Annotated in this window: 27 protein-coding genes and 6 pseudogenes; 15 read left to right on the plus strand and 18 right to left on the minus strand. The window is 70.0% G+C overall.

The window, feature by feature from the left end; translation table 11 throughout:
* Positions 1-407: 407 nt before the first annotated feature.
* From AB0M97_RS05550 to AB0M97_RS05575, 6 genes are all read right to left on the minus strand, one after another.
* Entirely contained in the window at positions 408-1,010 is a 603-nt protein-coding gene (locus AB0M97_RS05550; protein ID WP_365959427.1) for a CmcI family methyltransferase, read from the minus strand.
* 518 nt (positions 1,011-1,528) lie between these two features.
* A complete protein-coding gene (locus AB0M97_RS05555; RefSeq protein ID WP_365959428.1) occupies positions 1,529-1,768 on the minus strand; it encodes a hypothetical protein in 240 nt (79 codons plus the stop codon).
* Positions 1,769-1,797: 29 nt separating this feature from the next.
* Positions 1,798-2,037 carry a hypothetical protein gene (locus AB0M97_RS05560; protein ID WP_365959429.1) on the minus strand — a complete coding sequence of 80 codons (240 nt, stop codon included), beginning with the start codon at positions 2,035-2,037 and terminating at the stop codon, positions 1,798-1,800.
* 141 nt (positions 2,038-2,178) lie between these two features.
* Complete coding sequence (locus AB0M97_RS05565; RefSeq protein ID WP_365959430.1) at positions 2,179-3,336, minus strand: site-2 protease family protein; 1,158 nt, start codon at positions 3,334-3,336, stop codon at positions 2,179-2,181.
* Between the two features lie 128 nt (positions 3,337-3,464).
* Entirely contained in the window at positions 3,465-3,698 is a 234-nt protein-coding gene (locus AB0M97_RS05570; protein ID WP_365959431.1) for an Hsp20/alpha crystallin family protein, read from the minus strand.
* Positions 3,699-4,500: 802 nt separating this feature from the next.
* Positions 4,501-4,638, minus strand: coding sequence for a hypothetical protein (locus AB0M97_RS05575; protein WP_365959432.1), 138 nt, complete (start codon positions 4,636-4,638; stop codon positions 4,501-4,503).
* Between the two features lie 196 nt (positions 4,639-4,834).
* Between AB0M97_RS05575 and AB0M97_RS05580 the strand changes: the two genes are divergently transcribed.
* Positions 4,835-5,224, plus strand: a complete 390-nt coding sequence (locus AB0M97_RS05580) for a hypothetical protein (protein WP_365959433.1) — start codon at positions 4,835-4,837, stop codon at positions 5,222-5,224.
* Between the two features lie 44 nt (positions 5,225-5,268).
* Positions 5,269-5,685 (plus strand): annotated as a pseudogene (locus AB0M97_RS05585) (Hsp20/alpha crystallin family protein).
* 78 nt (positions 5,686-5,763) lie between these two features.
* Here the strand turns inward: AB0M97_RS05585 and AB0M97_RS05590 are convergent.
* Positions 5,764-6,309, minus strand: coding sequence for a hypothetical protein (locus tag AB0M97_RS05590; protein ID WP_365959434.1), 546 nt, complete (start codon positions 6,307-6,309; stop codon positions 5,764-5,766).
* 111 nt (positions 6,310-6,420) lie between these two features.
* Between AB0M97_RS05590 and AB0M97_RS05595 the strand changes: the two genes are divergently transcribed.
* On the plus strand, positions 6,421-6,942 hold the full coding sequence (locus AB0M97_RS05595) for a DUF2243 domain-containing protein (RefSeq protein WP_365959435.1): 522 nt from the start codon (positions 6,421-6,423) through the stop codon (positions 6,940-6,942).
* A 148-nt stretch (positions 6,943-7,090) separates the two neighbouring features.
* Here AB0M97_RS05595 and AB0M97_RS05600 read toward each other — a convergent pair whose 3' ends face one another.
* The 5 genes from AB0M97_RS05600 to AB0M97_RS05620 form a co-directional block, all read right to left on the minus strand.
* On the minus strand, positions 7,091-7,633 hold the full coding sequence (locus AB0M97_RS05600) for a DUF1360 domain-containing protein (protein WP_365959436.1): 543 nt from the start codon (positions 7,631-7,633) through the stop codon (positions 7,091-7,093).
* Positions 7,617-8,564: a Rieske (2Fe-2S) protein gene (locus AB0M97_RS05605; RefSeq protein WP_365959656.1), complete on the minus strand. Its 948-nt coding sequence runs from the start codon at positions 8,562-8,564 to the stop codon at positions 7,617-7,619. The genes AB0M97_RS05600 and AB0M97_RS05605 overlap by 17 nt, the downstream gene beginning before the upstream one ends.
* A gap of 90 nt (positions 8,565-8,654) precedes the next feature.
* The gene (locus AB0M97_RS05610; protein ID WP_365959437.1) at positions 8,655-9,830 is read right to left on the minus strand and encodes a zinc-dependent alcohol dehydrogenase; all 1,176 of its coding nucleotides are present in this window, start codon (positions 9,828-9,830) and stop codon (positions 8,655-8,657) included.
* Complete coding sequence (locus tag AB0M97_RS05615; RefSeq protein ID WP_365959438.1) at positions 9,827-10,297, minus strand: hypothetical protein; 471 nt, start codon at positions 10,295-10,297, stop codon at positions 9,827-9,829. Before AB0M97_RS05615 ends, AB0M97_RS05610 begins: the two co-directional genes overlap by 4 nt.
* Before the next feature lie 6 nt (positions 10,298-10,303).
* A complete protein-coding gene (locus tag AB0M97_RS05620; protein ID WP_365959439.1) occupies positions 10,304-10,762 on the minus strand; it encodes a DUF4383 domain-containing protein in 459 nt (152 codons plus the stop codon).
* 587 nt (positions 10,763-11,349) lie between these two features.
* On the opposite strand from AB0M97_RS05620, the gene AB0M97_RS05625 reads away from it, so the two are divergent.
* The gene (locus AB0M97_RS05625; protein WP_365959440.1) at positions 11,350-12,324 is read left to right on the plus strand and encodes a cytochrome c oxidase subunit II; all 975 of its coding nucleotides are present in this window, start codon (positions 11,350-11,352) and stop codon (positions 12,322-12,324) included.
* Between the two features lie 291 nt (positions 12,325-12,615).
* On the opposite strand, the pseudogene AB0M97_RS05630 reads toward AB0M97_RS05625, so the two are convergent.
* Together AB0M97_RS05630 and AB0M97_RS05635 are read right to left on the minus strand one after the other, a co-directional pair.
* Positions 12,616-12,759 (minus strand): annotated as a pseudogene (locus tag AB0M97_RS05630) (phosphate transport system regulatory protein PhoU); the annotation flags it as partial.
* A gap of 255 nt (positions 12,760-13,014) precedes the next feature.
* Positions 13,015-13,136 (minus strand): annotated as a pseudogene (locus AB0M97_RS05635) (site-specific integrase); the annotation flags it as partial.
* Between the two features lie 922 nt (positions 13,137-14,058).
* Here AB0M97_RS05635 and AB0M97_RS05640 point away from each other — a divergent pair.
* Together AB0M97_RS05640 and AB0M97_RS05645 are read left to right on the plus strand one after the other, a co-directional pair.
* Positions 14,059-14,703 (plus strand): Rho termination factor N-terminal domain-containing protein, encoded by a 645-nt coding sequence (locus AB0M97_RS05640; protein ID WP_365959441.1) that lies wholly within the window; start codon positions 14,059-14,061, stop codon positions 14,701-14,703.
* A gap of 292 nt (positions 14,704-14,995) precedes the next feature.
* Positions 14,996-15,430, plus strand: a complete 435-nt coding sequence (locus AB0M97_RS05645) for a hypothetical protein (protein WP_365959442.1) — start codon at positions 14,996-14,998, stop codon at positions 15,428-15,430.
* A 76-nt stretch (positions 15,431-15,506) separates the two neighbouring features.
* On the opposite strand, the gene AB0M97_RS05650 is transcribed toward AB0M97_RS05645, so the two are convergent.
* Complete coding sequence (locus AB0M97_RS05650) at positions 15,507-15,692, minus strand: hypothetical protein (protein WP_365959443.1); 186 nt, start codon at positions 15,690-15,692, stop codon at positions 15,507-15,509.
* 6 nt (positions 15,693-15,698) lie between these two features.
* Between AB0M97_RS05650 and AB0M97_RS05655 the strand changes: the two genes are divergently transcribed.
* The 7 genes and pseudogenes from AB0M97_RS05655 (at position 15,699) to AB0M97_RS05685 (ending at position 22,036) form a co-directional block, all read left to right on the plus strand.
* A complete protein-coding gene (locus tag AB0M97_RS05655) occupies positions 15,699-16,292 on the plus strand; it encodes a hemerythrin domain-containing protein (RefSeq protein WP_365959444.1) in 594 nt (197 codons plus the stop codon).
* Between the two features lie 94 nt (positions 16,293-16,386).
* Entirely contained in the window at positions 16,387-16,668 is a 282-nt protein-coding gene (locus AB0M97_RS05660; protein ID WP_365959445.1) for a hypothetical protein, read from the plus strand.
* A 1,727-nt stretch (positions 16,669-18,395) separates the two neighbouring features.
* Complete coding sequence (locus AB0M97_RS05665) at positions 18,396-18,734, plus strand: hypothetical protein (protein WP_365959446.1); 339 nt, start codon at positions 18,396-18,398, stop codon at positions 18,732-18,734.
* 194 nt (positions 18,735-18,928) lie between these two features.
* Positions 18,929-19,591 carry a PP2C family protein-serine/threonine phosphatase gene (locus tag AB0M97_RS05670; protein ID WP_365959447.1) on the plus strand — a complete coding sequence of 221 codons (663 nt, stop codon included), beginning with the start codon at positions 18,929-18,931 and terminating at the stop codon, positions 19,589-19,591.
* Positions 19,588-20,220: an STAS domain-containing protein gene (locus AB0M97_RS05675; RefSeq protein WP_365959448.1), complete on the plus strand. Its 633-nt coding sequence runs from the start codon at positions 19,588-19,590 to the stop codon at positions 20,218-20,220. The genes AB0M97_RS05670 and AB0M97_RS05675 overlap by 4 nt, the downstream gene beginning before the upstream one ends.
* Positions 20,221-20,251: 31 nt before the next feature.
* Positions 20,252-20,660: pseudogene (locus AB0M97_RS05680) on the plus strand (ANTAR domain-containing protein).
* A gap of 151 nt (positions 20,661-20,811) precedes the next feature.
* Positions 20,812-22,036: pseudogene (locus tag AB0M97_RS05685) on the plus strand (cytochrome P450).
* Positions 22,037-22,150: 114 nt separating this feature from the next.
* Here the strand turns inward: AB0M97_RS05685 and AB0M97_RS05690 are convergent.
* Positions 22,151-23,183: pseudogene (locus tag AB0M97_RS05690) on the minus strand (DNA topoisomerase IB).
* A gap of 278 nt (positions 23,184-23,461) precedes the next feature.
* Between AB0M97_RS05690 and AB0M97_RS05695 the strand changes: the two are divergent.
* Positions 23,462-23,947, plus strand: coding sequence for a hypothetical protein (locus AB0M97_RS05695; RefSeq protein WP_365959449.1), 486 nt, complete (start codon positions 23,462-23,464; stop codon positions 23,945-23,947).
* A 488-nt stretch (positions 23,948-24,435) separates the two neighbouring features.
* Here the strand turns inward: AB0M97_RS05695 and AB0M97_RS05700 are convergent, their stop codons facing one another.
* Both AB0M97_RS05700 and AB0M97_RS05705 read right to left on the minus strand, forming a co-directional pair.
* Positions 24,436-24,849, minus strand: a complete 414-nt coding sequence (locus AB0M97_RS05700) for a hypothetical protein (RefSeq protein WP_365959450.1) — start codon at positions 24,847-24,849, stop codon at positions 24,436-24,438.
* A gap of 91 nt (positions 24,850-24,940) precedes the next feature.
* Positions 24,941-25,315 carry a Vms1/Ankzf1 family peptidyl-tRNA hydrolase gene (locus AB0M97_RS05705; protein ID WP_365959451.1) on the minus strand — a complete coding sequence of 125 codons (375 nt, stop codon included), beginning with the start codon at positions 25,313-25,315 and terminating at the stop codon, positions 24,941-24,943.
* A 91-nt stretch (positions 25,316-25,406) separates the two neighbouring features.
* Between AB0M97_RS05705 and AB0M97_RS05710 the strand changes: the two genes are divergently transcribed.
* The gene (locus AB0M97_RS05710) at positions 25,407-25,697 is read left to right on the plus strand and encodes a hypothetical protein (RefSeq protein WP_365959452.1); all 291 of its coding nucleotides are present in this window, start codon (positions 25,407-25,409) and stop codon (positions 25,695-25,697) included.
* Positions 25,698-26,167: the final 470 nt, after the last annotated feature.

Genomic DNA, 26,167 nt, shown 5'->3' on the forward strand with positions numbered 1-26,167 from the left:
CGCCGTCAACGGCGGTATCCGGCCGCCCGCTCTCCAGAGAGACCGCGTTGACCACCGCATCCTCTCCCGGCCTGTACGTCGCAGACTCCGACCGGCAGCAGCTCGTCGCCGACGCAGAAGCCCACGCACTGGACTGCACCCGCCCGCCCCGCGGCCTGGCCGCCGTGCGGCGCTGGTGCGCCGCATGCGGCCGCATGCGTCCACCGCTCGCTGCCGCTCCCCCTGCTGTGACCGGCGTGCCCGGCGCCGCGCTGGCCCCCGATCCCACGGGATGGGCAGGGGATTACCTCAGCAGGCGCTCCGGTGAGCTCAGGGTACGAGCCATCCGCGCCCAGAGCTCCAAGCCGCCCCGCCGCGCCGTTTGCGCCGAGTCGGGGACATGCCCCTCACCGTGTTGACGGCGCGGGTCAGGGGTGGATGCGCTGGAGCCAGCCGTGGGGGTGGCAGGTGATGCCGTACAGCTCAAGGTCTCGACGTACCTGGAAATGCCGTCCCGGGTCTGTGGTGAGCCAGTCGCGGATGGCCGGCACGACCCCACCGGACAGGCCGGGCGGGGACAGCTGAGGAATGTCGACGATGCCGTCTTCGACGACGAAGTACCCGTCGGTGGCAACGAATGAGGAGAAGTGCTGCAGGGCGGCATAGGTGGTGGTGTACGTATGGGCGGTGTCCTCGACGATCAGGCACCGGGCGCCGGCAGGAATGCGCTGGGAGACGGCTGCGGTGATGCCGGGGCCGGTGATGTCTCCTTCGACGAGGATGATGTCTTTGGCGAAATACGGGTCTGCGTCCTGCAGGAGCGCCTGTGCCCGGGCTTGATCCAGGTCGACGGTGACGACGCGGATGTCCTCAGGCACGCGGCCGTATGCGGCCAGGGTGCGCAGGCGGTCGCGGAACCACAGGGTGGAACCGCCCAGGTGCGTCCCCAGCTCTATGACCACCTGAGTGCGGGAGAGCCACAGCAGGTGTTCGAGTATCCGCAGGTCCTCGGGAAACTTCTTGATGCGCAACCCGGCGTACACATCGGTGCTGGCGTTCGCGTTCCTTCCAGTACTGCAGCAGCCTTCCTTCGGGCACGGCCCGCACTTGCGGGGGGAGCTGTGTGGCGGGTTTGCCGTCCACGCTGTTTCGTCGCTCGGTCACAGGGATCGTTTCCGTCTCCGGGTACGGCAATGTCGATGCGGCCCGGGACGTGGCTGCGGCAGTTGGCGTGCACCACCGTGAGGGCACGGGACCGAGGACCATCCGTCGCATCTGCCTGTCGCGAGGTGTCCGGGCTCGGTGGCGAGGCCGTCGGTGTTCGGGCGGCGGATTCCGGCCGCGCTGCGACTTCTGCGGTGACGACGAGGGCATATACCGCGTACTGGAGGGACCGGCGAAGCACGGGGCCCGCCAGTCGAACGCCTATCGCTTTGAGTCCCACAGCATGACCAAGTCTCAGCAACAGACCGGCACGACGTCCGTTCCCCGCCGGTCTCCACTTCGAACCTCACGAGGAGGCCGGGAGGCCAATGCCGGCGGACAGTGTTCAGTACGCCCACCAGCGGCCCGCGGACAGCTGAGGTACCCAGCGGGCCACGCCGTCCTCGCCGACGCGCCGTGCGTAGGCGGTCTTCACCTGGGCACTGTGAACGCTGCATGAGCGCGACCAGTTTCCGCGGGCGTCGACGTACTCGAAGGCCACGTCACCGGTCTCCGTGCGGGTGGCGCGGCCCGCAGTGAGGATCATCTCGCTGCCGTCGGTCATTTCCAGCAGAAAGATCCCCATCAGGGTCCTCCCATCGGCCGTACAAGGCGTCAGTAGCACCACCAGGTGCCGGTCGTCGGCTGGGGAAGCCAGCCGTAACCGCCGCCGTCGAGCGGGGTCTGCCTGAAGACCGCGGTCACTGTCTCGACCGGGTACGTCTTCAGCCGGACCGCCGGACCGTACTGGTCGGTGCGTTCCAGCACGATCTCTCCCGCAGCCGTGCACCCGGCGGCGTCCGCCTCGATGACGGCGTCCTCGCCACTGGCGAGTTGGAGCATGAACAAGGCCATGGTTCGACTCTTCCCGCCGTCTCAGGCGCCGACGGGGACCCGCGGCAAGTCCTCCCAGACCTGGCGCAGTTCGGTGTAGCGACGGTCGGGCAGCGCGGCAACTGTCGTGATGCCCGGCCGTTGCCGCGCCGCCCCGGCGGCTCAGCGCGCTGCCTGCGGACGGTCAGGGCCGCTCGGCGAGGCGGAGGCGAGCCAGGTGGTGACGCGGCTGATGTCGGAATGGGTGACGATTCCGGCGAGCCGGCCCTCCGCCACCACGAGGGCCCGGCGGACGGGGCTGGCCTCGATGCCGGGCAAGAGCTGGAACAGCGGATCGTCGGGGGCGGCCGTCGGGATGTCCTCGATCGGCACCATCACGGCCGCGACCGTCGTGGAGTCGCGCTCGGCCACGGGGACCTGTCCGGCCTGATTGACGCTCACCACGCCCACGGCCCGGCCTGCGGGATCGGTGACCGGGAAGGCCGAGTGCCGGTAGAGCCAGGGCGGATCACTCAGGAACTCCCGGACGGTCGTGCCGGCCGGCACGGTCACCGGGTCCGCCGTCATCGCCTGACGCACGGGCACGGCGCCGAGCAACTCACGCAGCTTGGCCTGACCCTCCTCGGCGGACGCCATGGCGACCATGAACCAGCCGATGAGCAGCAGCCAGACGCCGTCGACGGCGGCACCGGCGAGGACCAGGTACAGCCCGACGGCGATGAGCAGCCAGCCCAGCAGACGGCCCGCGCCGGTGGCGACCGCGGTGGCGCGCAGGCGGTTGCCGGTACGCCACCACACCACCGCCCGCAGCAGCCGCCCACCGTCCAGCGGCGCGGCGGGCAGCACGTTGAAGACCGCCAGCAGCACGTTGATCCCCGCCAGCCAGGCCATGGCCTCCACGAGCAGCCCCGGCCCGTCCACCTGCCCGACCAGGGCGGCCAGCAGGGCGAACACCACCCCCAGAACGAGACTGGCGAGAGGCCCGACACCGGCGATGCGCAGCTCGGCTGCCGGGCTGGGCGCCTCGTCCTTCAGCCGGGCCGCTCCACCGAGCAGCCACAGGGTGATCTCGTCGCCGCCCACGCCGTTACGCCGTGCCACGACCGCATGGCTCACCTCATGGGCCAGCAGCGAGAACATGAACACCACCGCGGTGATCAGACCCACCAGCATGTACAGCCAGGCCGGACGGCCCGGGTGGGCATCGGGCAGCCGCCCGGCGGCCACCCCGACGGCGATCAGCACGAAGATGACCAGAACGCTCCAGTGCACCCCGATGCGGATCCCCGCAAGGCGTCCCATCCAGAATGTCGCCCTCATGTCGGATACCTCCTGCTCTGCTCCGTGCGGCGCTGGGCTCAGCCGGGTGAACGGCGCGTCGAGGACAGGACCGAGTACCAACCTGCGTGGGAGAGCCAGCCAAGGCCCCTGGTACCGGGACGGACGCCTCACCCTGTGATCGGAATCCGATGTCGCTTGGCCTGGTGGGCCCGGGGCACGTGCACCGTCAGCACGCCGTAAGCCAGAGACGCGCTGATCTTCTCGGTGTCGGCGTCATCCGGCAGCCCCATGCGGAAAGCGAACTGCCCGACCCTGCGCTTCTGCCGACGCAGGATGCCGCCGCGCTCCTTGTCCTTGACCTCACCGCGCACCGTCAGCTCAGTGTCGAGAACCTCGACCACGACCTGATCCTTGCGCAGGCCAGGCAGGTCCAGTTCAAGGACGTAGGCGTCGCCGGTTCCTCCACATCGGCCGGGGGCTCCCACGGCTCGTCGGGGACCAGGCCACCCCCTCCAGGGACAGCGGACTGCCACAACTGCCCCAGCCTCTGGTAGAAGTCCTGCACCTCGTGGAACAGGTCCCGCCGGGCAGCTCCCTCATGGCGAACAGGCCACGTCATCTGGATCACCTACTTCCTCCCGAAGGCGCCCGTTCATTCATGTCGCGCGGACCGGCTATGGGAAAGCGACGGGGCCGTCGGGGCTCCCCTCCAACCCGCAGCAGGTCACCCGTGTCTTCCAGTATCGGAGAGCGCCTGCTCGGCCGGAGCCGGCCAGATGTCCCGCACGCCCTGAGTGGAGACGGGCGGTTTGCGGCACCGGCGCATTCCCCTGCGCGCCACCGCGCGGCCGGCTCGGTGCACACGTTCGGTCCGGCTGCCGATGAGGGGCCGGTTGTTGTCAGGTCCCGACTCCCGTGGCCTGATGCGCCGCGGCGCTCGCCGGCCCCGCCCGCACGGCGCCGCCGACATGCTGCGGCCACAGCGTTCAGTCTGGCCCGCAGCGCGCGCTTCGGCGGGGGCAGGGGCAACCGCGTCTGCCGTGAGTAGATCTTCCAGTCCTCGTACAGGCTGGATACGAGAACTGCGGCAAGCAGTATCGAGGGAACGACGACGGCGGATATCAACGCAGCTTGTCCTTCCTCGTGTGCGCTGTGTCAGGGTCGGGTCAGGCCACTGCGTCGGCGCGGGCCGGCACGTTGCATTCACAGACCGTGTGGAGATCCCCCGCGCCAGGCGGGGACTCCTGGCATGTTCGCGGCGTGCCGTCCGGCACGGCAGGCCCAGACGCTGCTGCCGATGCCGACCAGCAGCGGCAGCAGCAACCACCCCAGAGCACCCATGTCCGACTCCTCCCTGGTTCACCCGAGAGCCAAGGCGCGTAGCAGACAGCGCGAGATCGCCGGCTATGGCCCAGCAGCGACGCTGAGAGCACCGTGCGCGGTGTTTGCCACCCCATATACACCGAGGCAAGGAGTATGACAACTCCAGCCTAATATTCTTGATAATGCGACGCTCAAGTTCTTGGGGGTGGTTGCCGTGATAGTGCGGACATGGATCGACGGGAATCACATCGTGGTCCGCCTGCCTTGGCGTCTGGCCCTGGCCGCCCGGCGGCGGACACTGCGCGTGCCGCTGGACCCGGTGACGGACGTACATGTCGAACCCTCCTGGTGGCGGGCCCTGTGCGGCACACCTGGCCTGCACTACCGATTCCGCCCGGCGCGGTGGTGTACGGGAGAGCTGATGCACGCCACAGGCCGGGACTTCGTGGCGCTGGTCGCGGACAAACCAGCCCTGGTGATCGACCTGCAGCATTGGCGCAGCCCGTACGCCCGGCTGGCACTGACAGTCGCTGACCCCTACGGCTTCGCAGCCCTGCTGCGCCAGCACTCCCAAACGGCTCAGAAAGTTGAGTCCAGGACGTAGACGAAGTGGACAGATCCGGAGTGGGAGGAGGTCGTAGCTGCGCTATGCGGACCGATCCCTTCCAGGAGCTTGACCGCCTCACCGAGCGCCTGCGGGGTACCGCCGCCCGGCCAGTGGCGATGCCCATGGACGCGTGCGTGAGCGCGACACCTTCGTCGTCCAGGTCGACCTGCCCGGTGTGACGGCTGAATCCATCGACCTGAACGTCGAGCACGACGTGCTGACGATCCAGGCCGAACGCAAGCCGGCGTACGGCGACGAGGTTGAACGGGTGATCACAGAACGGCCCACCGGTTCGTTCAGCAGGCAGCTGTTCCTGGGCGAGTCGCTGGACACCGAGCGGATCGGCCGCATACGAGGCGGGTGTACTGACGCTGCGGATCCCGGTCGCCGAACAGGCCAAGCCCCGCAAGATCGAGGCGGACAGACGACCAAGACCCGGTTGTAGGTGGTGTACATGAAATCCGGCCCTGCTCGGGTGAACAACAGCCTGCCATCGTCAGCCGTGCCAAACGTGGCGACGTGGTCCCTCCACAACATCACCAGGTGCGGCGGCAACGGCACCACCAGCGCGGCACATGGTCACCAGTTCGGTATGGCCCGCCGGCCGGGGCGGACGGCGGCGTGGCGTTGCCCGGGGCCGGGGCCGCCGCGGGCGGGAGGGTGTCGGCGACGGCGCCGGTGGTGAAGGCGTAGACGGCCTTGTGCAGGACGTCCACTACGCGTTCTTTGCGGGGCCAGGTGGGCGGTGGGGCGCCGACGCCGGTCGCGTTCTCCAGGATCTGGTCGTTGGTGAGGCGGACGACGGCGAACTTGGCGGAGGCGAGCGGTCCGCGCAGTCCAGCCTGGGCCATGACCGAGCGCAGCACGCCGAGCAGGGCGGCCTGGCCGTAATGCATGGCCCAGTTGACCGGGAGCGGCTGTGTGCCGGGGCGTTCGGGCAGGCCGGTCAGGCGCTGAAGGACCCGGGCGGGCACGTGGGAGTCGGGGCCGGTGACGGCCTGTTCGATTTTCTCGCCGAGGGTCATCACGACGCCTCCCGCGGTACCGGCGACCAGTCCCTGCCCCCGTGTGCGCTTGAGCATGTCCTCGTGGGTAGCACCACCGGCTTCACCCACCCTGTCAGGCCGGGTTCCACCGGGTCGCCGCACTGCGGGCAGCAGACGGCGCCCCGCACGGCAGGAAGGCGGGTGCCCATGAGTGAATCGTTCCGGCCGGACACCACGTCGGGCCCGCACCGCGAGCCCCGAAAGTCGCTGGCTGCGTGCGCGCTGATCGGAGCGGCGGTGACGGCCGCGGTCGACGCGATCATCTTCCACCAGATCCTGGGCTGGCACCATTTCTACGACCGTTCCACCACCAGCGTGGGCCTGCTTTCCGACGGACTGCTGCACAGCGCCGAGGTGCTGGCTCTGGTCGCCGGGTTCTTCCTCTACGCCGATCTGCGCCGCCGCCAGGCCCTGGCCCGGGCCCACGCGTGGGCGGGCTTCTTCCTGGGCCTGGGGTCCTTCCAGCTGTTCGACGGGATCGTGAACCACAAGCTGCTGCGCCTGCACCAGATCCGCTACGGCGTGGATGTCACTCCGTACGACTGGGCGTGGAACATCGCCGGCCTGATCCTCCTGCTTATCGGAGTGGCGCTCGCCGTCCGCGCGGCTCGCCGCAACCGGGCCGGATCGGCATCCCGACCTTCCGCACGCCCACCCGGACCCGGCTAGCTCCTGGGCTCGACATCCAAGCGCACGGCGTTCTTGAGAGGGCGCGGGGCGACTGAGGCACACACTCCGACGGGCTCACCAAGGGCTCGGCGACGGCCGCCGGGCAGAGCGGCGGCCCGGGCGTCCTGCCCGGGTTTCCGCAGAGCACTCACTCGCCAGTGGTCTTGCCCAGCAACGCGCCGTACGCCAGTTGCAGCGCGTCCGCTCCGGCGAGGGCGGTGAGCGCGCCCATGGCGGTGCGCGTCGCGCGCGGCCAGAGCAACTGGCCGGCGGTGAGGGTCGAGGCCACCCACACGCTCATGCAGAACGGGCAGGTCACCAGCTCGCCCAGGGTGTCCTTGCCGTCCTCGGGCTGCGCCTCCTCGTGCAGTTCGGCCGGACCCTGCGGACCGACGTACCTCGTGAAGGGGGCCCGCAGCGGACTGGTCACCGATGCCTTGCTCAGCAGACGGCTGAGCCGGAACGTGGCCACCGAGGTCAACACCACGTCCCACGGCTCGGGCCGCTCGGGCAGCGGGCGCCCGCGCAGCCGTACCGCCGTGGCCCAGGCCGCCGTGTACGCCCCGAATCCCGCCATGGCCGCCAGATAGCCGCCCAACGGCCGCTCGTGCCCTGCCGAATAGTCACGTTCGGCGCGCGTGAGCAGGCTGTGCACGCGTCGTGCGAGGCGGCCGTCAGCTGCTGTGTCCATGGGCCGTACCCGTTTCTGCCGCGCTCCGTTGCCGGTCCGCTCTCCGACCGTTCCCCGGGTGGTCGCCTCGGTCCTGCCCGCGCAAGCGCACCTCGACGCGGCCGTCAACGATCCGGGTATCGAAGGCAGGCTGGGGCGCGGTGGCGGGGCCGCGGACGTTCCAGCCGTCCGAGAGCCGGAAGACGCTGCCGTGCCAGGGGCACCGGACACATCCGTCGGCGACGGTGCCCTCAGACAGCGGTCCCGCGAGGTGGCTGCACCGCTCGGCCAGGGCGTGGATCGTCCCGCCGAGTTCGCGCACCACCAGGACCGGCACGTCGTCCACGCTGCGCCGCACCGGCTGACCGGCCGGGAACTCGTCCACCGTCCCGATCCGGTGCCAGCCCTCCGTGAAGACGTGCGGAACCTCTTCGGCGTGGTTGGCGCCGGACGCCTGGCGGTAGGCCAAGTGGCCGCCCAGCATGCCGCCGAGCCCGACCGCCGTCAGGCCCAGAAAGCCGCACGCCCGGCCCGCTGCCTCGCGTCCCTTGACGCGGCAGGCGAGCGAGGCGGCGTACAGGCCCACGGCTGCCGTGTTGGTCAGAGCGTGCACCAGTCCGACGCGCTGCTGCTGGCGGTGCAGCTCCGCCCAGTCGACAGCGCCCGCCAGCGCCGCGGGCGCGGCGGCGGCCAGCCCGACGCCGACCAGCAGCCCCGCCTCGCGGGAGCGGCCGGGCCGCAGATCCAGTACGGCCGCGGACAGCCAGCTCCCGATCGGCACCTGCACCATCAGCGGATGCACCGGGTGCCCCAGCCACCTGCCGTGCAGCACATCCCGGCCGCGCCCCAACGGCAGGGACCGCACCCCCTCGCGGAGCGCGTCGATCACCGGATCGGCCCGGGGCTCCCGCTCCAGGCGGTCCAGCAGCCACAGAACCCGGCTCTGCCGCATCCGGCGGCGGTGAGGCGTTGCGCTCATGGTCGGCCGGGTCCCCACCTGCCCGGACGGCAAACGGAGCGGCGAACGTCCGTGCACCACGGTTCAGCCGCCCGGTCGGATGACCGCGCGGACGCAGCCGTCCGTCTTCTCCTTGAACATGTCGTACGCCCGCGGCGCCTCATCCAGGGAGAGGGTGTGGGTCGCCAGATGGGACGTGCTCAGCTCGCCGGCCGCCATGCGCTCCAGCAGCATCGGGATATAGCGCTGGCCGTGCATCTGGGCGCCGCGCACGGTCAGCCCTTTGTTGATCACCGCGCCCAGGGGGAACTTGTCGACGGCGCCGGCGAAGACGCCAAGGATGAAGACCGTGCCGGCCTTGCGGCAGGCGTGGATGGCCTGCCGGACGGCGGTGGGACGGTCCGTCTGGAGCCGCAACTGCTGCTTGGCCTGGTCGTACAGGTGCAGCGGGCTGTCGCTGTGCGCCTCCATGCCGACCGCCTCGATGCACACGTCCGGGCCCCGGCCGCCGGTGCGTTCGCGCAGTTCCGCGCCGACGTCGGTGGCCGTGTAGTCGATGACCTCACTGCCGATGTGCCGCTCGGTCATCTCCAGCCGCTCGGGAATCCGGTCGATGGAGATCACCCGCTCCGCACCCAGCAGCATCGCGGCGCGCGCCGCCATCTGGCCGACGGCCCCGCAGCCCCACACGGCGACCACGTCACCCGGCTTCACGCCCGCCAGGTCGGCGCCCATCCAGCCCGTCGGCACCGAGTCGGACACGAACAGGGCGCTGGTGTCGTCGATGCCCTCCGGGACGGGGAAGGCGCCGTAGTCCGCGAAGGGCACGCGCACGTACTCGGCGTGACTGCCCCGCAGCCCGCCCATGGCGTGCGAGTAGCCGAAGATGCCGCCGGTGTCGGCGCCGAACAGGGCCTGCCCGATCCCCGGGTTGGTATTCGTGTTGTCGCACAGCGACCACAGATCATGGGCGCAGTACCAGCAGCGGCCGCAGCCGACGAACGAGCAGACCACCACCCGGTCGCCCACCTTGTGCTTGCGTACCCCCGCGCCGACCTCGACGACCTCCCCGAGGAACTCGTGCCCGATGACGTCCCCGGCCCGCATGAAGGGGATGTAGCCGCCGATGAGATGCAGATCCGAGCCGCAGGTGGTGCCCGCGATCAGCCGTACGATCACGTCCTGCTCGTTGCGCAGGACAGGATCGGGCACCTCCTCGACAGCGAGCTTGTTGACGCCTTCCCAGCACAGCGCCTTCACAGCACTCCCTCCCCGCCCGCGCGCCTGGACAGCAACCCGACGAGCTTCCCGCCGGGAGTCTCGTGCGTGGTGGGCGGCGTGTCAGGTTGCAGGACCTCGCCCGCCTCCAGCAGCGCCTTCGCCTCACGCAGGGCCCGGCGCAGGTGCTGGCGCGGATCCTGACCCGCGAGCCGTGCGGGCACGGAGCGTGAGGCATCCGGCTGTGCTTCCTTGAGCCGTACCGCCAGTTCCGTGCCCCGGTCACCGGGTGCGGGGCGGATCCGCGTCTCGATCCGGTCGCCGTACACCTGCAGGGGTGACGGCAGCTTGTCGGGCTGGATGTCGCCCGGTGCTCGGTTGATCGTCACCGTCAGCCAGCGGTCCGCAGCGGCCGGGTCTGCCGGACGCGCCTTCGCGCGTCGCATGACGACCACGGTCCCGGCGGTGAGCCCCGCGGCGGCCGCCCACAGTGTCTTTCCGGAAGTCATGGGCGGTCACATCCTCGAGGACACGGGAGTACGACGACGGGTGAGCAGCGCGCCCAGCGCGATCATGCCGATGCCGAGGACGAAGTGCAGCCAGTCGTCGGCCGTGTTCAGCGGCACGAAGTTGGCGCCGCTGTCGTGGCCGACGAACAGGCCGTACAGCCACAGCACGAGGTAGACGGCACCGCCGGCCAGCAGGTAGGTGCGGGCCGCCGAGGCGGTGCGGGCCATCGCAAGCCCTGCCACGCCGAAGGCGAGGTGGACGAGGTTGTGCAGGATGGAGATCTGGAAGATCCCGAAAAGTTCGGCCCCGGAATCGTGCGAGGCGAACTTCATCGTGTCGTAGTCCGTGGTGAGGCCCGGTATGAAGCCCAGGATTCCCACCAACAGGAACACCGCTCCCACCAGCAGTGCCACCTGCTGGACAGGGGTACGGGCACTTCTCGTCGCGTGAGTGCGCGTGATCATGGTGGTGGCCTTCTCGCTCGGGGCGCGTCCCGGTGAGCGCCTGTGCGCGGCGAGTACCCGGGACTCCGTTTCGCTATCTCTGCCGATGCCCGCCCGGTGCGGGCATGAAATGTCACCGTCAACCAGCGGGCGCTGCGAAGTCAGCGGTGAACGGCGAGGACACAGCCACTCGCGCACGGTGCTGCGGATGCCGGGCTACCGAAGGACGCGAAAGCAGCTGCGCACTGGTCCAGCAGTCCAGCACTACGTGCCGCAACCCTGCGCAGCTTCTCCAGAAGACGGCGAGGGGTCCTGCGGACCTGCCCGGCCGCTCGCAGACGTCCGTACGCCCGTGGCGGCTGCGGCGCGGGGCCCGCCCGGCTGATGCACACGGGCGTTCCCGGAGTCGGAGCGGCCGGACGGAAAAGCGGACTTCGGCGCGCGCCGGGACGTCGGCGGCGCGTTGAGCATCCTCCCGGCGCAAGCTCCCCGTAGTGTTTTGTCCGCATAAAGATCCAACCTCCGTCCGCGTCAGGGCCGGCGAGGGACCAGTGAGATGGCCGCAGCCGACCTCCGACCGGCGGGCGAGACTCTCGGAAAGGCGCTACGTGAGTCCCAACGGCTGTGACCGCTCGCCGCGGCGTCCGATGCGGCGCAGGCTGCTGCAGGCGCTGACTGCGGGCCTGGTCCTGGCGACCGCTTCCGGTTGCGAATACACCTGGCAGGACTTTCCCCGCCTCGGGATGCCCACCCCGGTCACGGAAGAGGCGCCACGGATCCTATCCCTGTGGCAGGGATCGTGGGCGGCCGCGCTCGCCGTGGGCTCGCTGGTGTGGGGGCTGATCCTCTGGGCGGTCATCTTCCACCGGCGCACCAGGACCAAGGTCGAGATTCCCCCGCAGACCCGGTACAACATGCCCATTGAGGCGCTGTACACCATGGTCCCGCTGCTCATCGTCTCAGTGCTGTTCTACTTCACGGCCCGAGACGAGTCAGAGCTCCTCGAACTCTCCGAAAAGCCCGCCCACACCATCAGCGTGGTCGGCTTCCAGTGGAGCTGGGGCTTCAACTATGTCGAGAACGTGGACGGCAGAACCGACACGGGCGACGCGAAAGCAGACCCGGACCTGGCAATCGTTCCCGACAGGTACAGCAGGGTCTTCCCCAAAGGCGCCGAGGGCGTCTTCGACGTCGGCACCCCGGCCACCCGCAACCCGCAGAACGGCAACCCCGGCCCGACGCTGTGGTTGCCCAAGGGCGAGAAGGTCCGCTTCATCCTGTCCTCGCGTGACGTCATCCACTCCTTCTGGGTACTGCCGTTCCTGATGAAGCAGGACGTCTTCCCCGGCCACAACGTCAACGCCTTCGAAGTGACCCCGAGCCGGGAGGGCACCTTCCGCGGCAAGTGCGCCGAACTCTGCGGCGTCGACCACGCCCGCATGCTCTTCAACGTCAAGGTCGTCTCGCCGGAGCGCTACCGGCAGCACCTGAAGGAACTGGCCGGCAAGGGGCAGACCGGCTTCATTCCGGCGGGCATCGAGATCACGGACCCGGCCAGGAACGCGGAACCGAGAAAGCTGTGACCTGCTCGGCCACCCGCGAACAGCTCCCGGTCGGGATGAACGAACGGGTAGGTCGGAAGCGAACGGCGATGGTTCCCCATCGGCGTTGGCAGCCTCGTCAGGTCTCGCGGAGCCGCAGCTGCCGATGACCGCCTGACCGCGCCCCTTCAGACGCCACCGCCGAATGGGGCACACTCGTCGGCGGCCAGAGCTGTCGAGCACCATGCAGTACCTCGACCGCCCGCACGAGCGAACTCGGATTGTTGCCCAGCTCCTTTTAGCTCCCGCGCCAGGCACTCGGCGTTCGAGGTCGGCCTCGATGACGTGCTCGGCCAGCTTCAGGTCATAGTCGAGGATGGCGGTCGTGGCGCGCCCGCTCGCCGACCCGACCAGCCGGGCCATCTCCACCAGACCGTCGCCGATCGAGTCCGGTTCCTCGTAGTACGCGTCCCGCATCGGGGTTCCCTCTCGAGGCGGATCCGTGAACCACCGCGGGAGCCCCTGGTATGACACCTTGAAGGGTCCCATCGACCCTGGTCCCGCAGGCGCGCCGCGTATGGCGCGCATGCGCGGCGACTCTTCAGAAGGAGCGGGAGGGAGCGGTGAGCACACGGCGGTTCACCCGCCCGCATCGATGGGACGTGGCATCAACACCAGATGTTCGCCCGCCCGCCTGTGAGACCGTTTGCCGGGTGCCGGCCCCAGGCCAGGAACGATCTCGTCGGCGTACCGCTGCTCAAGGAACGCGAAGTACGTGTCGATCTTGTTGATCTTCTCTGGGACCGTCGAACGGGCCCGCTTCCCGGCCCAGCGAAGTACCGGTCCACCTCGCGGAGTACGTCGACCAGCGCATCGACCTCACCCGCCGGATGCTGCTGAGCACGACCGAGCGGGCCGCCCAGCTCCGGCAGGAGCACCAGGGCCGTTACGCCGTCCTCCGACGCGACCTGCTCAAGCGCCCCAGGGCCTGCGCCTGCGCCGTCCTAGCCTGCACTGGCGGAGTAAGCACAATGCTGTGCCTCCTCGCCCGCTAGTCCGCCACTGAACGCGCACGACACAGGCCGCCCAGGCCCCGGCATCCGCGCGGGGCCTGGGGCCACAGGGCAGCGGACGGGGCTCTCGGGCGCGGAGGCGGCCGAGGTACGACTCGACAGACCGCCGCTGGTCCTTGCCGAAAGCAGCACGGGCGGTCGGAACATCGCTACCACCGATGCCGGACGAGTAAGCGTTCGTCGATACCGCCAGCCCTTCTGACCTCCTCGGGCAGCGAGCATGCTGCGCCTGACTTCAACTGGGTACACCCTGGGGCCTCTGTGGCGTTTGCCTGCTCGGCGGCCGGATTCACTGGCCGTAGACGTCCTTGAGCGAAAGGGGCCTCACATCGGTGCGGTGGCCGGGGCGGAGAGGGCGTGGCCGTAGCACATTGTCCAGTTGACTAGCAGGGCTGTGTGCCGGGGCGTTCGAGCAGGCCGGGCGGGCACGCGGGAGTCGGGTCGGCCGGTCATGAGCGGCGAGCGCGCCTGGCGGTGCGCATCGCCCGCGCCCAAAGAGGGAGTTCCGCAGCGGCGATGGTCACCTGCTCCGACGCCGTCCACGCCGCGACAAGACAGCCTGGCAATATGCGCCGTCGGGAGCTGTGGTGAGGCGGTTCGGCTCCGGTGGCGGGGGTCGAATCCGGGTGGGAGCGTGGTTTCCGGGAGGAGATCGCCCAGGCCGGACACATCCGGACCTCATCCGATATGCACGGAGGACGCCATGTCGTTGGTGGAGAAGCTGCTCGACGCCTACCCCGCCGAGACGGGAATGCCGCCCAGGCTCCTGGGCGAGGCAGTCGACAAGCTGTATGAGTGCGCCGGTGTCTGTCTTACCTGCGCCGATGCGGCCGCCGCCGAGCAGGATCCGGAAAAGATCGTGATGTCCATCAAGTGCGTGCGGCTCGACAACGACTGCGCCGACCTGTGCACGGTCGCCGCCCGGATCCTGGCCCGGCAGACGGGCTACGACGCGCCCACGACGATGGCCGTCATCGAGGCGACACGCACGGTCCTGCGCGCCAGCGCGGACGCCGGCGAAGAGTTCAAGGACACGACCTACTTCGAGTTGTCCGCGAGGGCCTGTCGCGAGACGGAACGACTGCTCGGCAAGCTGGTCGAGCAGATGAACTCGAGCGAGGCGGGAGAGGGCTACCCCACCTCACCACCCAGCGCGACGACCCCCGCCGCAGCGTCCATGAGCGGCGCAACGGAGGCGTCGGAGAAAACCGACGCCTCCGAGGAGCAACTCCGCGAGATGAACGTGGACGACCTGCGCGAGATGGCCCGCGAGAAGGGTCTCAGCGGCGTTCATGACATGCGCAAGGAAGAGCTCATCGAGGCAATCACCGGCAAGGGCAGCTCGTAACACAGACGCTGTCCCGCCGCCCGAAGACCCTGGCGGCTGCCATGCCACCACCGCTGGGCCCTGCGGGCGTCGCCTGAGCCACACACGCCTTCCGACCGCTGACCTCACAACGGGATGGCCGGGGGAACACATTCCCCCGGCTTCCTGATCACCGTAACCAGCTACGGCGAACGTACGTGGCCCGACGGCCGTACTGCATCGCTCGATGGCCTCCCTGTACTGGTTGGCTCACAGCCATGCGCCGGGGGCGGGGCGGGTGCCATAGCGTCTGCCACGCCTTCTCTCTCACGGCATGCAGCGCCAGGAAGAAGAAGGCGACACCGCCCGCATAAGTGTTTCAGCCACTTCCCGGACTTACTCCAACCCGACCGGGAGTGCCGGAGGCCCATGGGTATGTGCACTGAAAGGACAGCCTGGTGCCCGTACGGGAACCGGAGAGCTGATCGAGGAGGACACCGTGCAGCCGCCTGATGAGGAACTGCTGAGCTTCGACACCAGTACCCTCGAAGACTGGGACCAGGCCCGCGCTCGAGCCGCACTCAACGGTCAGGACGGCGCCCTGTACCGCAACCACCTGCATATCGCTCAGTACCTGGACCGATGGGCCACGGCCGAAAGCCAACGCACTGACACCGATGCGCGCTACAAGGCCGGCTACGTGCAAGCACTCGCCGACATGGCCGCCTTCTTGAGGCAGACCTACTACCTGCCCGAAGGCCAGCAGTGAGCGGGAGCCGGGTCCGATGACGGATCGGTGGCCCCTCGGGACCCAGGGCCTCCTCTCACGATCCACCGTGGTGGGGTCATGGCGTGCCGCACTCGCTGATGATCAGGTCGATGGCCGCCGCCAGGCTGACCTTGGCGCCGGTGCGCAGGAAAACCACTGGTTCGCAGGAAAGGAGCCGTTCATGCCCCGGACCATCGCAGAACAGACTGTCGAGCAGTTGGGCGGTCAAGGAAGCGTTCTGGCGCGGCAGCGTCGCGACCATGCCGAGATGGACCGGCTGATGAGTCAGCACCAGAGCCTGGGGGACGGTGAAGAGCGCGAACGGGTGTTGAAGGAGACCGTCCAGCTCGTCTTCAGCCACGCCTTCGCCGAGGAAACCGTGCTGTGGCCGGCTGTGCGGCGCTCGGTTCCGGACGGGGAAGAGCTGACCGCCCGCGTCGAGCAGGAACATCAGCAGATCAACGATCTCGTCGCCGACATCGAGCGCCTCGCTCCGGGCGATCCGGAGCGCGAGGAGAAGGTGCGGCGAGCCTTCGCACTGATACGGCAGGACATCAGGGACGAGGAGGACCTTCTCCTGCCCCGGCTGCAGGATGCGATGGACATCGCTCAGCTGCGACGGCTCGGCACGGCGTGGGAGACGGTGCGCAAGAGCGCACCCACGCATCCCCACCCGGTCGTCCCCCGGCGTCCGCCCGGCAACGCGGTCCTGGGCGTACCACTGAGTCTCTACGACCGGATACGTGACGCGCTCGGCCTCGGCAGTTCCGCGAGCAGGGCGAAGAAGCTACTGATCGCGCTGGCCGGCGTCCTCATGTCCGCCGCCGCTGCGGCCGTCGTACTCCCACGCAAGCGGCGTTGAGCCGACGCGCACACTGCTGTGATGAACGTCCGTCGCCGCCCGCAGACGATCCGCCGCGCAGGACGCCGAGCCCCCATCGACACAGGAGGACTTCATGACCGACCCTGATGATCGCAAGCCCGCCCCCGCGTCCGGCATGCGGGCAGATCACGGCGACCACCGCACTCGGTCTGACGCCGGCTGGCCGCAGCACACCGAGGCAGAAGGCGATGCGATGCCGGAAGGAACCGCCGACGCCATCGAGGAGGAGGCGCCCGTCCGCCAGGCCATCGACGACGATACGAGCGCCGCCGCCTTCACCGAAGACGAAGCCGATGACCACGGCCCGCTCGCGCCCGAATTCCACGAGCCGACGGACAGCGACAGCAAGGAATGACAGTCGGTCGCGCTGCAGTCCCGTCCTCTGGCCACGGTGAATGCTGTGTCAGCAGGCTGCTGTACGTCGGTGAGCAGGTGCATGTGATCCTGCGGCAGGCGCACAGCCCAGGCCCGCGTCCTGCCCATCGGCGTTGACCCGCCTGACGCGTCCGCCCACTCGCGGAAAGCGTGCCGTGCTGGGGACGCGGGCAGCGACTCGGCTTGCTTCGGTGAGCCGTCAGCCCGTCGGCCCGCCCCGATCCGGTCTCACCCCAAGCGCTGGGACCGCGGTCGTGTCACGTCCGTTCTGGGCGGTTTCCACCTCCCTCATCCGGGCACTCCGAGACAGTCACCAGCAGGCGATGTCGGGGAGGACTGCGGTGAGGGCACAGCGATCCCAGCCGGCGCAAACGGTCATGCGCGTCGCCCGCTGCAGCCCCTCATCCGAAGTGCCCCGGGCCGTGCCAGGCGGTGCGTGAGGCCGTGGCGGTGGACGGGGTGACGTTGTCGCTGCTGACGGACACGCCCTCGCGGCAACTGCTGTGCGCCTCGGACGCAACGGCTCTGCGCCTGGAGCAGATCCAGTTCACTGTCGTGGAAGGCCCCTGCATCGCCGCCGCGGCAAGCGGTACACCGGTCTGGTGGAGGACCTGCACGAAGACCTCCCCCGTTGGCCCTTCTTCAGCGCGAGCACGACCGAGCAACTCCCGGAAGTAAGAGCTCTCTACGCCTTTCCTCCGCGGCTCGATGCGGAGACGCTCGGCTCCATAAACCTGCTCCGACGCGACAAAGGCGGCCTGGACACCCCGGCCGTACGCGAGGCCCAGCAGGTCGCCGACGCCGTGGTCGAAGCCCTGCTCTCGACGCACACCGAACTGCTGACCAGCAGCGCACCCCGGCCTGGGAACCAGCGGACGTTATCCGGTCCCACTGGTCCTCGACCCACCAGGCCATCGGGGTCGTCGCCGCACGCCTCGGCATCAGCATCACCGACGCGCTCGCCCATATGCGCGCGGAGGCTTGTCGCACCGGACAGACACTCGCCGAGATCACCGCAGCCCTCCTGAACCGGCCACCCCGCAAGTAGAGCCGCACGACATGCCGCAAAGGGAGGTCCTCCTGGAAGCCGGCGCAGCCCGGCACAGCCCGGTGTTCGAGCGGAGCGTGTCGTCTGTCGCACGACCTTGGGCGACGTGTGATGCCTGCCAGCCTGGGCTGCCGGCCCACTGTCTGTCCGTCGCGGCCGTCATGGCCGGGCAGCGACGTCCCGGCCGCCGCGCTCGGAGTGACCGAACCTCCTCGCGGGGCGCCGCTCGTGGACACCCGACGGATCCCGCACCTCGTAGATCCGCCGACAGGGGCAGGGGGGCACCTCCGCCGTGCTGCAACTCGGGGTGTGTGGCGGCCTTGGCACGTCGGGCACTGACGTCAGCTGCAGCCGCGTCCTGCTCCTTCGTCGTCACCGCAGGGCGCGTGCTGCGGCGAGCTGTCCGGGTGCCGTCCTCCCGGCCAATGGGCCTGCAGAGGCCGGTGTCCGTCGGGCTGGGCACCACATCACGAGATCTGACCTGACACCGGCGGGCTTCGGCTCACTGGACCGGCTGTTCAAGGGTAGCCGGTAGGCGGCCCGCCACGGACGAGGCGAAGCTGTGTGCGTGGGGCTCGGGTGTGCTCGGAGGGGGCTGTGGCGGCGCCGAACCGGCATCGGAGGACCTGCCCGAGATGGTGGCTGCACACCATGACGCGGTGGGCCTTCACGAGGTGGCCTTCTTCGGGGTGGACCTGCAGGGGAAGATCCTGCGCCAGGTGACCGGAAGGGGGCCCGACTCCGGAGAAGGCGGCCTGCGGTTCACGGTGCACGGCACCGTGGCCGGCCTAGCCTTCCAGCGCGTGGACATGGTCACGGAACCGGACCGGACGGGCAGGCGGAACCTGCGCCGGTGGTGGGTACCGATCACCGACGGTGTCGAACGCCTCGGCGTGCTACGCGCGGACACCGCCGGCCGACGACGAGACGGTCCCCCAAGCGCTGCGTGCCCTGGCGTCGATGGTGGCGCTGCTGCTGAGCAAACGCTCCCACAGTGACTCCTACGCCCGCCTGATCCGTACGGCGCCGATGAGCGTGGCCGCGGAGATGCAGTGGCACCTTACTCCGCCCGGCCTTCGCCGGCCGTACCTCCACCGTCGGCGCCGCGTCGGAGCCGGCGTACGAGGTCGGCGGGGACGCCTTCGACTACGCCGTCGCCAGCGACTCCCTGCACCTGTCCATATTCGACGCCATGGGACACGACGCCACCACCGGGCTGACCGCCAACATGGCGGTCGCCACCTGCCGCAACGCCCGCCGCCAGGGCGCCGGCCTGGTGGAGACCAGCCAGGCGGTGGAGGAAGCCCTCATCGATCAGTTCGGCACCAGCCGCTACGTCACCGGCATCCCGGCCGACCTCGATCTGACCACCGGCCGACTGGAGTGGATCAACCGTGGCCACCACCTGCCGGTACTCATCCGCGACGGGCGGTGGTCGAGTGAGTTGCAGTGCCCTCCCGCCGGCCCCATGGGTGTCGCCCTGGGCCTGCCGGTGACCGTCTGCCACGAGCAGCTCCAGCCCGGTGACCGGCTGCTGCTTTACACCGACGGGGTCGTCGAAGCCCGCAACAGGAAAGGTGAGCTGTTCGGCCTCGACCGCTTCGTCGACTTCGTCGTGCGCCATCACGCCGACCGCCTCACCGTCCACGAGACACTGTGCCGCCTCACACACGCGGTCCTGGACCACCACGACGGACGACTCGAAGACGACGCCACTGTTCTGCTGGCCGAATGGCGCGACACCGGCCAGGACGACCTGATGCCCTGGCACAGCGCCGTGGACAGCGGCGCGGCCCTTGACCAAGAGGTTGCCGAGAGGAGAGGCGATGCCCGGCCACCACCACGTCGGGCATGAGACCCCGGACCTGCTGGAGGTACACCCCGTCCGCTGCACGACGGCAGCTCCCTGCTGACCATGACCGGCGCGCTCGACCACCACACCGCCGACCGCCTCACCGAGGCACTCCGGCCGGTCCTGCATGCCGAGGCCCCCACCATCCTGCTCGACTGTCCGGAGTGTCCTTCCTCGACTCCACCGGCCTGACACGGCTCCTCATCGCCAGCCGAGCCGCCCGAAGCGCCGGTGGCCACTTTCTCCTGATCGCCCCCAGCCCACCGGTCCGGCACATGCTGGAGATCACCTTGCATCGACCAGGCCATCCCCAGCCATCTCGGCCGCGATGCCGTTCCGGCACCGGCACCGGCAGACGGGGAGAACGAGCAGCGGGGGCGACAGGGATGAGGGCGCGGTGCAGCTACGACCGTCCTTCATGGAGCGCAGCGGTCGCCCCTGACGCGGCAGCGCACCGTCTCATGCGACAGGCCCCTCACGTGCCCGGTGCGACGCGATCCCCGCCCGCGACTGGACGCCTCCGTGGCGACGCGTCGATCTCGGCCTCTGCCGACGGTCGAGGAGGGTGCGTTTTCGGCGGCGCTCGGTCGAGACGCTCGGCAGTCGGAGCAGGGCGGCTGGAGGTAGTGTGACCGCACTGATGATCTGGGCGGGTGGTGGGCGATGGAGTGGCGTGGGTTTGCCGAGGCGATGGCGGTGCTCGCCCGGGATCTGCTGGCGCAGGACTCGGTCCAGGCGACGCTGGACGAGATCGCGGCGTCGGCGGTGAAGCTGGTGGACGGCTGCGACGCGGCCGGGATCCTGGCGGTGCGCAAGGGCCGAGCCGTGACGGTGTCCGCGTGCGGGGAGATGGTCGAGGAGGCCGGCGGTGGCCCTCGCCGACGCCCGCACCATCGACCAGCTGCAGCACGCCATGGAGAGCCGGCACGCCATCGGCGAGGCCATGGGCATCCTCATGGAACGCCACCGGCTCAGCGAGAGCGACGCCTTCGACGTGCTGCGCCGGCTCTCCCAGCACCACAACGTCAAACTGCGCGACGTCGCTCAGCGGGTCCGCCACCGAACGTACTGACCAGCTCTGACCAGCCCTGAACTTACGGGTGGCACGGACTCGGCCGTCCGGCGGTCGCTCGGTTTCTCCCGGTGTGACAGGGCACTCCCGGTTCGAGTGAGCGTGAGCGGGCCAGCGTTTCCGGTGGGCGGTGGCGGGGACCCAGGGATCCATGAATCGGAATCCTCGTGCCCCGATCATCGACAGCTCACTCGCCGTCCTCGCCAAGGGGTACGCGTGGCTGCCGGACCGTCGGCGCCGTACCGCCGGCCGTCTCGTGCGGGCCCGGCTGATGGGGCAGCACGCCGTCGCCCTGCACGGCCCCGAAGCGGTGCGGTTCTTCTACGACGAGCGGCATGTGGAGCGTGGGACGGCGCTTCCCGGGCCGGTGCTGAGCACACTGTTCGGGGATGTTCCTGTCGCTGCTCACCGGCCCTGAGGCGGTCGCCGGCCTGGTGGAACGCGTCGCCGCGGCGTGGGACGAGGCCGTGGAGTCGTGGCCCGGCCATCCGTCGGTCGTGCTGTTCGACGAGGCGAGCCGGGTGCTCACCCGAGGTGTCTGCCAGTGGGCCGGGGTGCCCCTGGATGACGCGGGGTCCATCGCCCGGGACCTGGCCGCCATGGTCGACGGCTTCGCCACGCCGGGACCGCGCCACTGGCGGGCTCGCCGCGCGCGGGCCCGGTGTAAGGCGTGGCTGGGGCGCCTGGTCGAGGACGTGCGGAACGGGACGGTTACCGCACCGGCCGGGTCGGTGCTGGACGTGGTGGTCCGCCACCGGGACGCCAACGGCGGGTTCCTCGACCCGCACACCGCCGCGGTGGAGCTCCTCAATGTCATCCGTCCGACTGCGGCGGTGTGCTGGTTCGTCGCCTACGCCGGTCATGCCCTGCGCGCCAGGCCCGACGTCCGGGAGCGGCTGCGCGAGGACGATCCCGCGTACGCCGTGGCGTTCGCCCACGAACTGCGGCGCTTCTACCTCTTCGCCCCCTTCCTCGGCGGCCGAGCCGTCACCGACCTGGAGTGGCGGGGAGGGCCGATCCCGTCCGGCGCGCTGATCCTGCTCGACCTGTACGGGCAGAACCACGACCCCGGCCTGTGGGACGAGCCGTACGCCTTCCACCCGGACCGCTTCCTCGATCGGCCGCCCCACCGCGACGAACTCGTCCCGCAGGGCGGCGGTGACCGCACCGCCGGCCACCGCTGCTCCGGTGAGGACATCACGATCGCTCTGCTGGGGGCCCTCGGGCCACGGCTGGCACGGCCGGAGTACGACGTGCCCGAACAGGACCTGCGGATCCCCCTGAACCGCATGCCGAGCCGTGTACGCAGCGGGTTCGTCATCAAATCCGCCCGTGTTCCCGCGCCGATCCACGGCGCAGGACGGGCGGCGGGCTGACGGTCGGCGTTCGGGTGCCGACCGGCCGCGCCGGGGGCTCTCGATGAACGCAGGGGCCCCGGGGCAGCGCACCGTATCGCGCCGCGCCCCCGAGGATGAAACGGCCGCGTAGCTCTACGCCCCCTTGGGCGCGTGTCCGTTCCGGAGCATGCGCAGCACAGCCCGTTCGCCGGGTCCCTGGGTCGCGGGGATGCCGTACGCGCCCTCGTCGCCGAGATGGGGCAGCGCTGATGCGACCGTCACGCCCTCCTCGTACAACTCGATCACCCGCGGGTTGATGTAGGAGGCCCGGCAGACGGCCGGTGTGTTGCCGAGATAGCCGGACACCTCGCGCACCGCCCGGGCGATGGCACGGCGCCGGGCGGTCTCGCTGCGTGCGACGGGCTGTGAGACGGCCAGTGCAACGGCGGCCAGGACGGTGGCGTGCCAGGTTCGGAAGTCCTTGGCGGTGATGTCGAGACCGGTCAGTTCCTTGAGGTACGCGTTGACATCATGACCGCTCACGTCGTGCCAGGCGCGCCGCTCCCAGTAGGCCAGGAGCCGTTCACCGCCGCCCCGGCGCCGCAGCAGCGCGGTGAGGCTGCGGCAGGCGGCGGGGTCCGCGATGGTCTGGATGATCTCCTTGCCGTGCTTGCCGGTGTAGGCGAACAGGATCGCGCCGGCCTGGCAGCGGGAGTGCTCTCGCAGCAGCGTGGTGAGGCCGTAGCTGTTGTTCACTTCGGTGTAGCGATCGCTGCCGATGCGGAAGAAGCCGAGGTCCAGCAGGCGCACTGCGGTGGCGAAAACCCTCTGCCGGGTCAGTCCGCGGTCGTGCAGATGCCCCTCGACGGCCTCCCGTACCGCGGGCAGGGACTCGGCGACATCCAGCCGTGCTCGTGCTTGGCCTGCTCCTGCTCGACACGGAACTGCGGGTGGTACAGGTACTGGCGGCGTCCGGCGGCGTCGGTACCGACGGCCTGCAGATGCCCGTTGCGCCGGGTGCAGATCCACACGTCCCGCCAGGCCGGCGGTACACCAGCTCCCGGATACGGGCCAGCTCGTCGGGATCGCGCAGCGGCTCGCCGTGGGCGTCGAGGTAACGGAAGCCGCGTCCGTGGCGCAGGCGGCGGTACCCGGGGTCAGTGGGATGGCTGTGGTGAAGACGCACTCCAACCTCCTTGGACGCACCTGCCGCGAGGGAAGTCCCGACTCGTACGGTGCACGGCCTGCCGTCCGGTGCTCAGCCGGCGCATGCACCTCTTGTCTCCTACCCCGTATCCCGGCTTCCGAGGGAAGCCGGCCCGAACCCGCCGACGGATGGGGCCGTGGGGTCCGGGTACTCGTGGAGCCTTGCGCACGGGTCTTCCAGAGGGCCGCAGGCGCACATGGACGAGGTGGCGAGGTGACGTTGTCACTGCCTTCCGACGCATGTGAGGAGATGAACCGATGAGCGAGCAGACGCCTTCTGCGGAAGAGCCGGACAGGTACGCCCGGGCGCGGAGTGACGAGGAGCCGGGGGCTCATTCCGGTGGGGAGAGCCAGGCACGGCAGCGGGTCCTGCCGGGCACGGCGAGTGCCGCCGAGGGCTACCCGTCGCAGAGCGGAACGGGAACGACGCAGGGCGACCCTCTTGCCGGTGTCGAGAAGTCCGCGCAGGCCGCACAGGGTGACGAAGGGCCCGGGCCGGTCACGCAGGAGCATGTGCGGGAGTTGCTCGAAGCCCGTGGCGACGGGCCGACCCTCGTCGTTCTGGAGGGCCGGGCCCAGGTGGTGCCCGCCAGCGACCTCGGGTCCGACCGTTACGCCGGTGCCCTTGAGGTCATCTCCGGCGAGGAACTCACCCGCCAGGCGACGACGGGCACCCGATCGGAACGGGAACTCGACGCCCTGGCCGCCACTTTGAACACCATGGTGTCGAAACTCGGGGCGTGAGACACCCGGTAGACACCCGGTGTCTCAGCCTGTCTGCTGCCCCGTGCCGAGTGCGTCGCCGAGCGCGTCGACGATCTCGGTCACGTTCGCGTAGGAGCCGCTGTCCGGCAGGCTCCGCCGCCTCCAGCACGGGGCCGGGCGCATGATGTGCCGCCAGGACGTCCAGTACGGTCCGCCGGTCGGCCGGGAAGGCTGTGCGGTCCAGGTGGCGTGCCAACTCCCGTCGCAGGGAGTCCGCTTCCGTCTCCGCCCGAGCCCGGTCGCGCTCCTCGCCCGGCGGCGGCACAGGTCCGCTCGGGTCGACGCGCAGGTCGTCGTCGGCAGGCGGCTCGGGGTCGTTGCCCTCCTCCACGTGGGTGGTCTTTGACCGGACCGCAGGAGGCCCTCCAGCTCGTGCTTCATCTCGTCGTCCTTGCGCGGGCTGACCGGGCTGCTGCCTCGCTCCATTTTCCAACGCCTCCGTTTTCCGAGGGGGCCGTCGGTTACCGTCACCGTCCGTCTGCTGTCGTCACCCCCGCGGTGGGCTCGTACGTCCAGCGCAGCAGGGCGCCGAGACCGCCGACCGGGGTGTCGGCGTCTTCCCCCGACGCCTCGGAACCGTCGGAACCATCCGAGGTGTCCAGAGGATCCGCAGCAGGGATGACCAGGACGTCGGCGGCCGTGACGGCGGCCGAACGCAGCAGCGCGTCGTCCGCGCGTACGGGGACGGGATCGCTCTCGCCCAGGGTCTGCGCGTCGGTCCGGCGCACCGCGACCTGGTCGGGCTGCTTGCACACCCATGTCTCACGGCTCAGGTCGGATCCGTCGGGCCGGACCAGCAGCGTGTCGATGCGGTGCTCGTGTGCCGCCTCCACCACGGCCGGGACGCCCTCGACCGCGTCCGTCGGCCGGTCGGTGCCCACGCGTCCGGCGCGGAAGCGGTACAGCGCTTCCTCGACGCGACGGCGGGTGTGCTGGTGCCGGGCCTGCTCGACGGCCTCCTTCCCGAGCAGTCTAGGGCGAGCCGGCGGCGCGGCCTCCGTGCTCGGTCTCCACCGTCACCTCGCGGACGGCGTCGGGGAGCCTCTCGTGCACCGCAGGCCGTTCGCGGGTATCGCCGACCAGCACCACCAGCTCGGCGCCGCACTCGTCGTACGCCGCGCTCAGCGCTTCGGCGATCTCGCCGGCGTTGTGCTCCCAGGTGTTCTCCACCTTCAGCTGGAAGTGCCGCTCAGACCAGTCCGCCGAGGCCGTGCGGTGCACCGGCGGCTGCCGGCCTTCCAGCCGCCCGGCGTCCCGCGGCCCGGTCGCCCCGCGCAGTTCGAAGTCCGCGCCGGTCCGGTCGATGTACGCCACGAGGCAGACGGGGTCCTGGTCGGACAGCTCCAACAGCGGGGTCAGTCGGGGCAGCGGAGCCCAAGACGCGATGTGTCGCTGCGGCGGCCGGGCAAGACGATGACTGAGCACCACCTCGCCACCGGTGGCGAAGACCACCCGGCCCGCCGGGTCCCTCGGCGGGGCTCATGTCGACCAGGACATCGTGCACCGCGCCCGTGGCCTCCGCGTCGGCCCCCTGCTCCTCCAGTGCCCGACAGACGTCCCGTACGGACAACTCGCGCCGCTCAGCACCCGACTCGTCGTTCCCGCCGGCGATACGGCAAAGGCCGACGCCGCACGCGTCAACGACATCGCCACCGGCGGCCTGCTTGTTGTGCTCGCCGTCCTCTCCCTGGCTCTGTGGCTTCGGTCGCTGGCAAGCCGATCCCGATAGGGAGAGGCCAGAGGCTGGGGCACGGCCGATGCAGAGAGGTCGCGGAATCCTGCCAGCCGGGCCTTGGCCGGACTGTCTGGGACGCCAGCCACAACTCACGTTAGGACCACACGCCGCCTGCGGCAGCTTCTGTTGCGCCAGAAGGGGGTCACTCCTGCACGCCTTGCGGAAACAGCCTCGGGGACCCGTGACGTGCCGGCTATTGGGCGAACTGTCGGCCCTCTCCAGGAAGCGCGCGATGTGCTCGGTCTCTCGAACTTGGAGAAGGACGACGCCGATGCGGTCCCGGAGGGCGGAGCGTGCGTCCACCGCCGTCGCCCGCGTGATGGCGCCGGTCGGGCACCTGTCGGCCCCCGTACCGACGGCCGCTGGCGCGGCCCGTTCCCATGCTGGAAGCCAGCTCCATCCATGGGCCCCTCGTGCTGGAGTGAAGCCGGCTGGTCGGCATCGTCACCTCCTCCGACACCAGC

Origin of the sequence: Streptomyces sp. NPDC051207, assembly GCF_040682395.1 — a bacterium.
Lineage (GTDB): Bacteria > Actinomycetota > Actinomycetes > Streptomycetales > Streptomycetaceae > Streptomyces.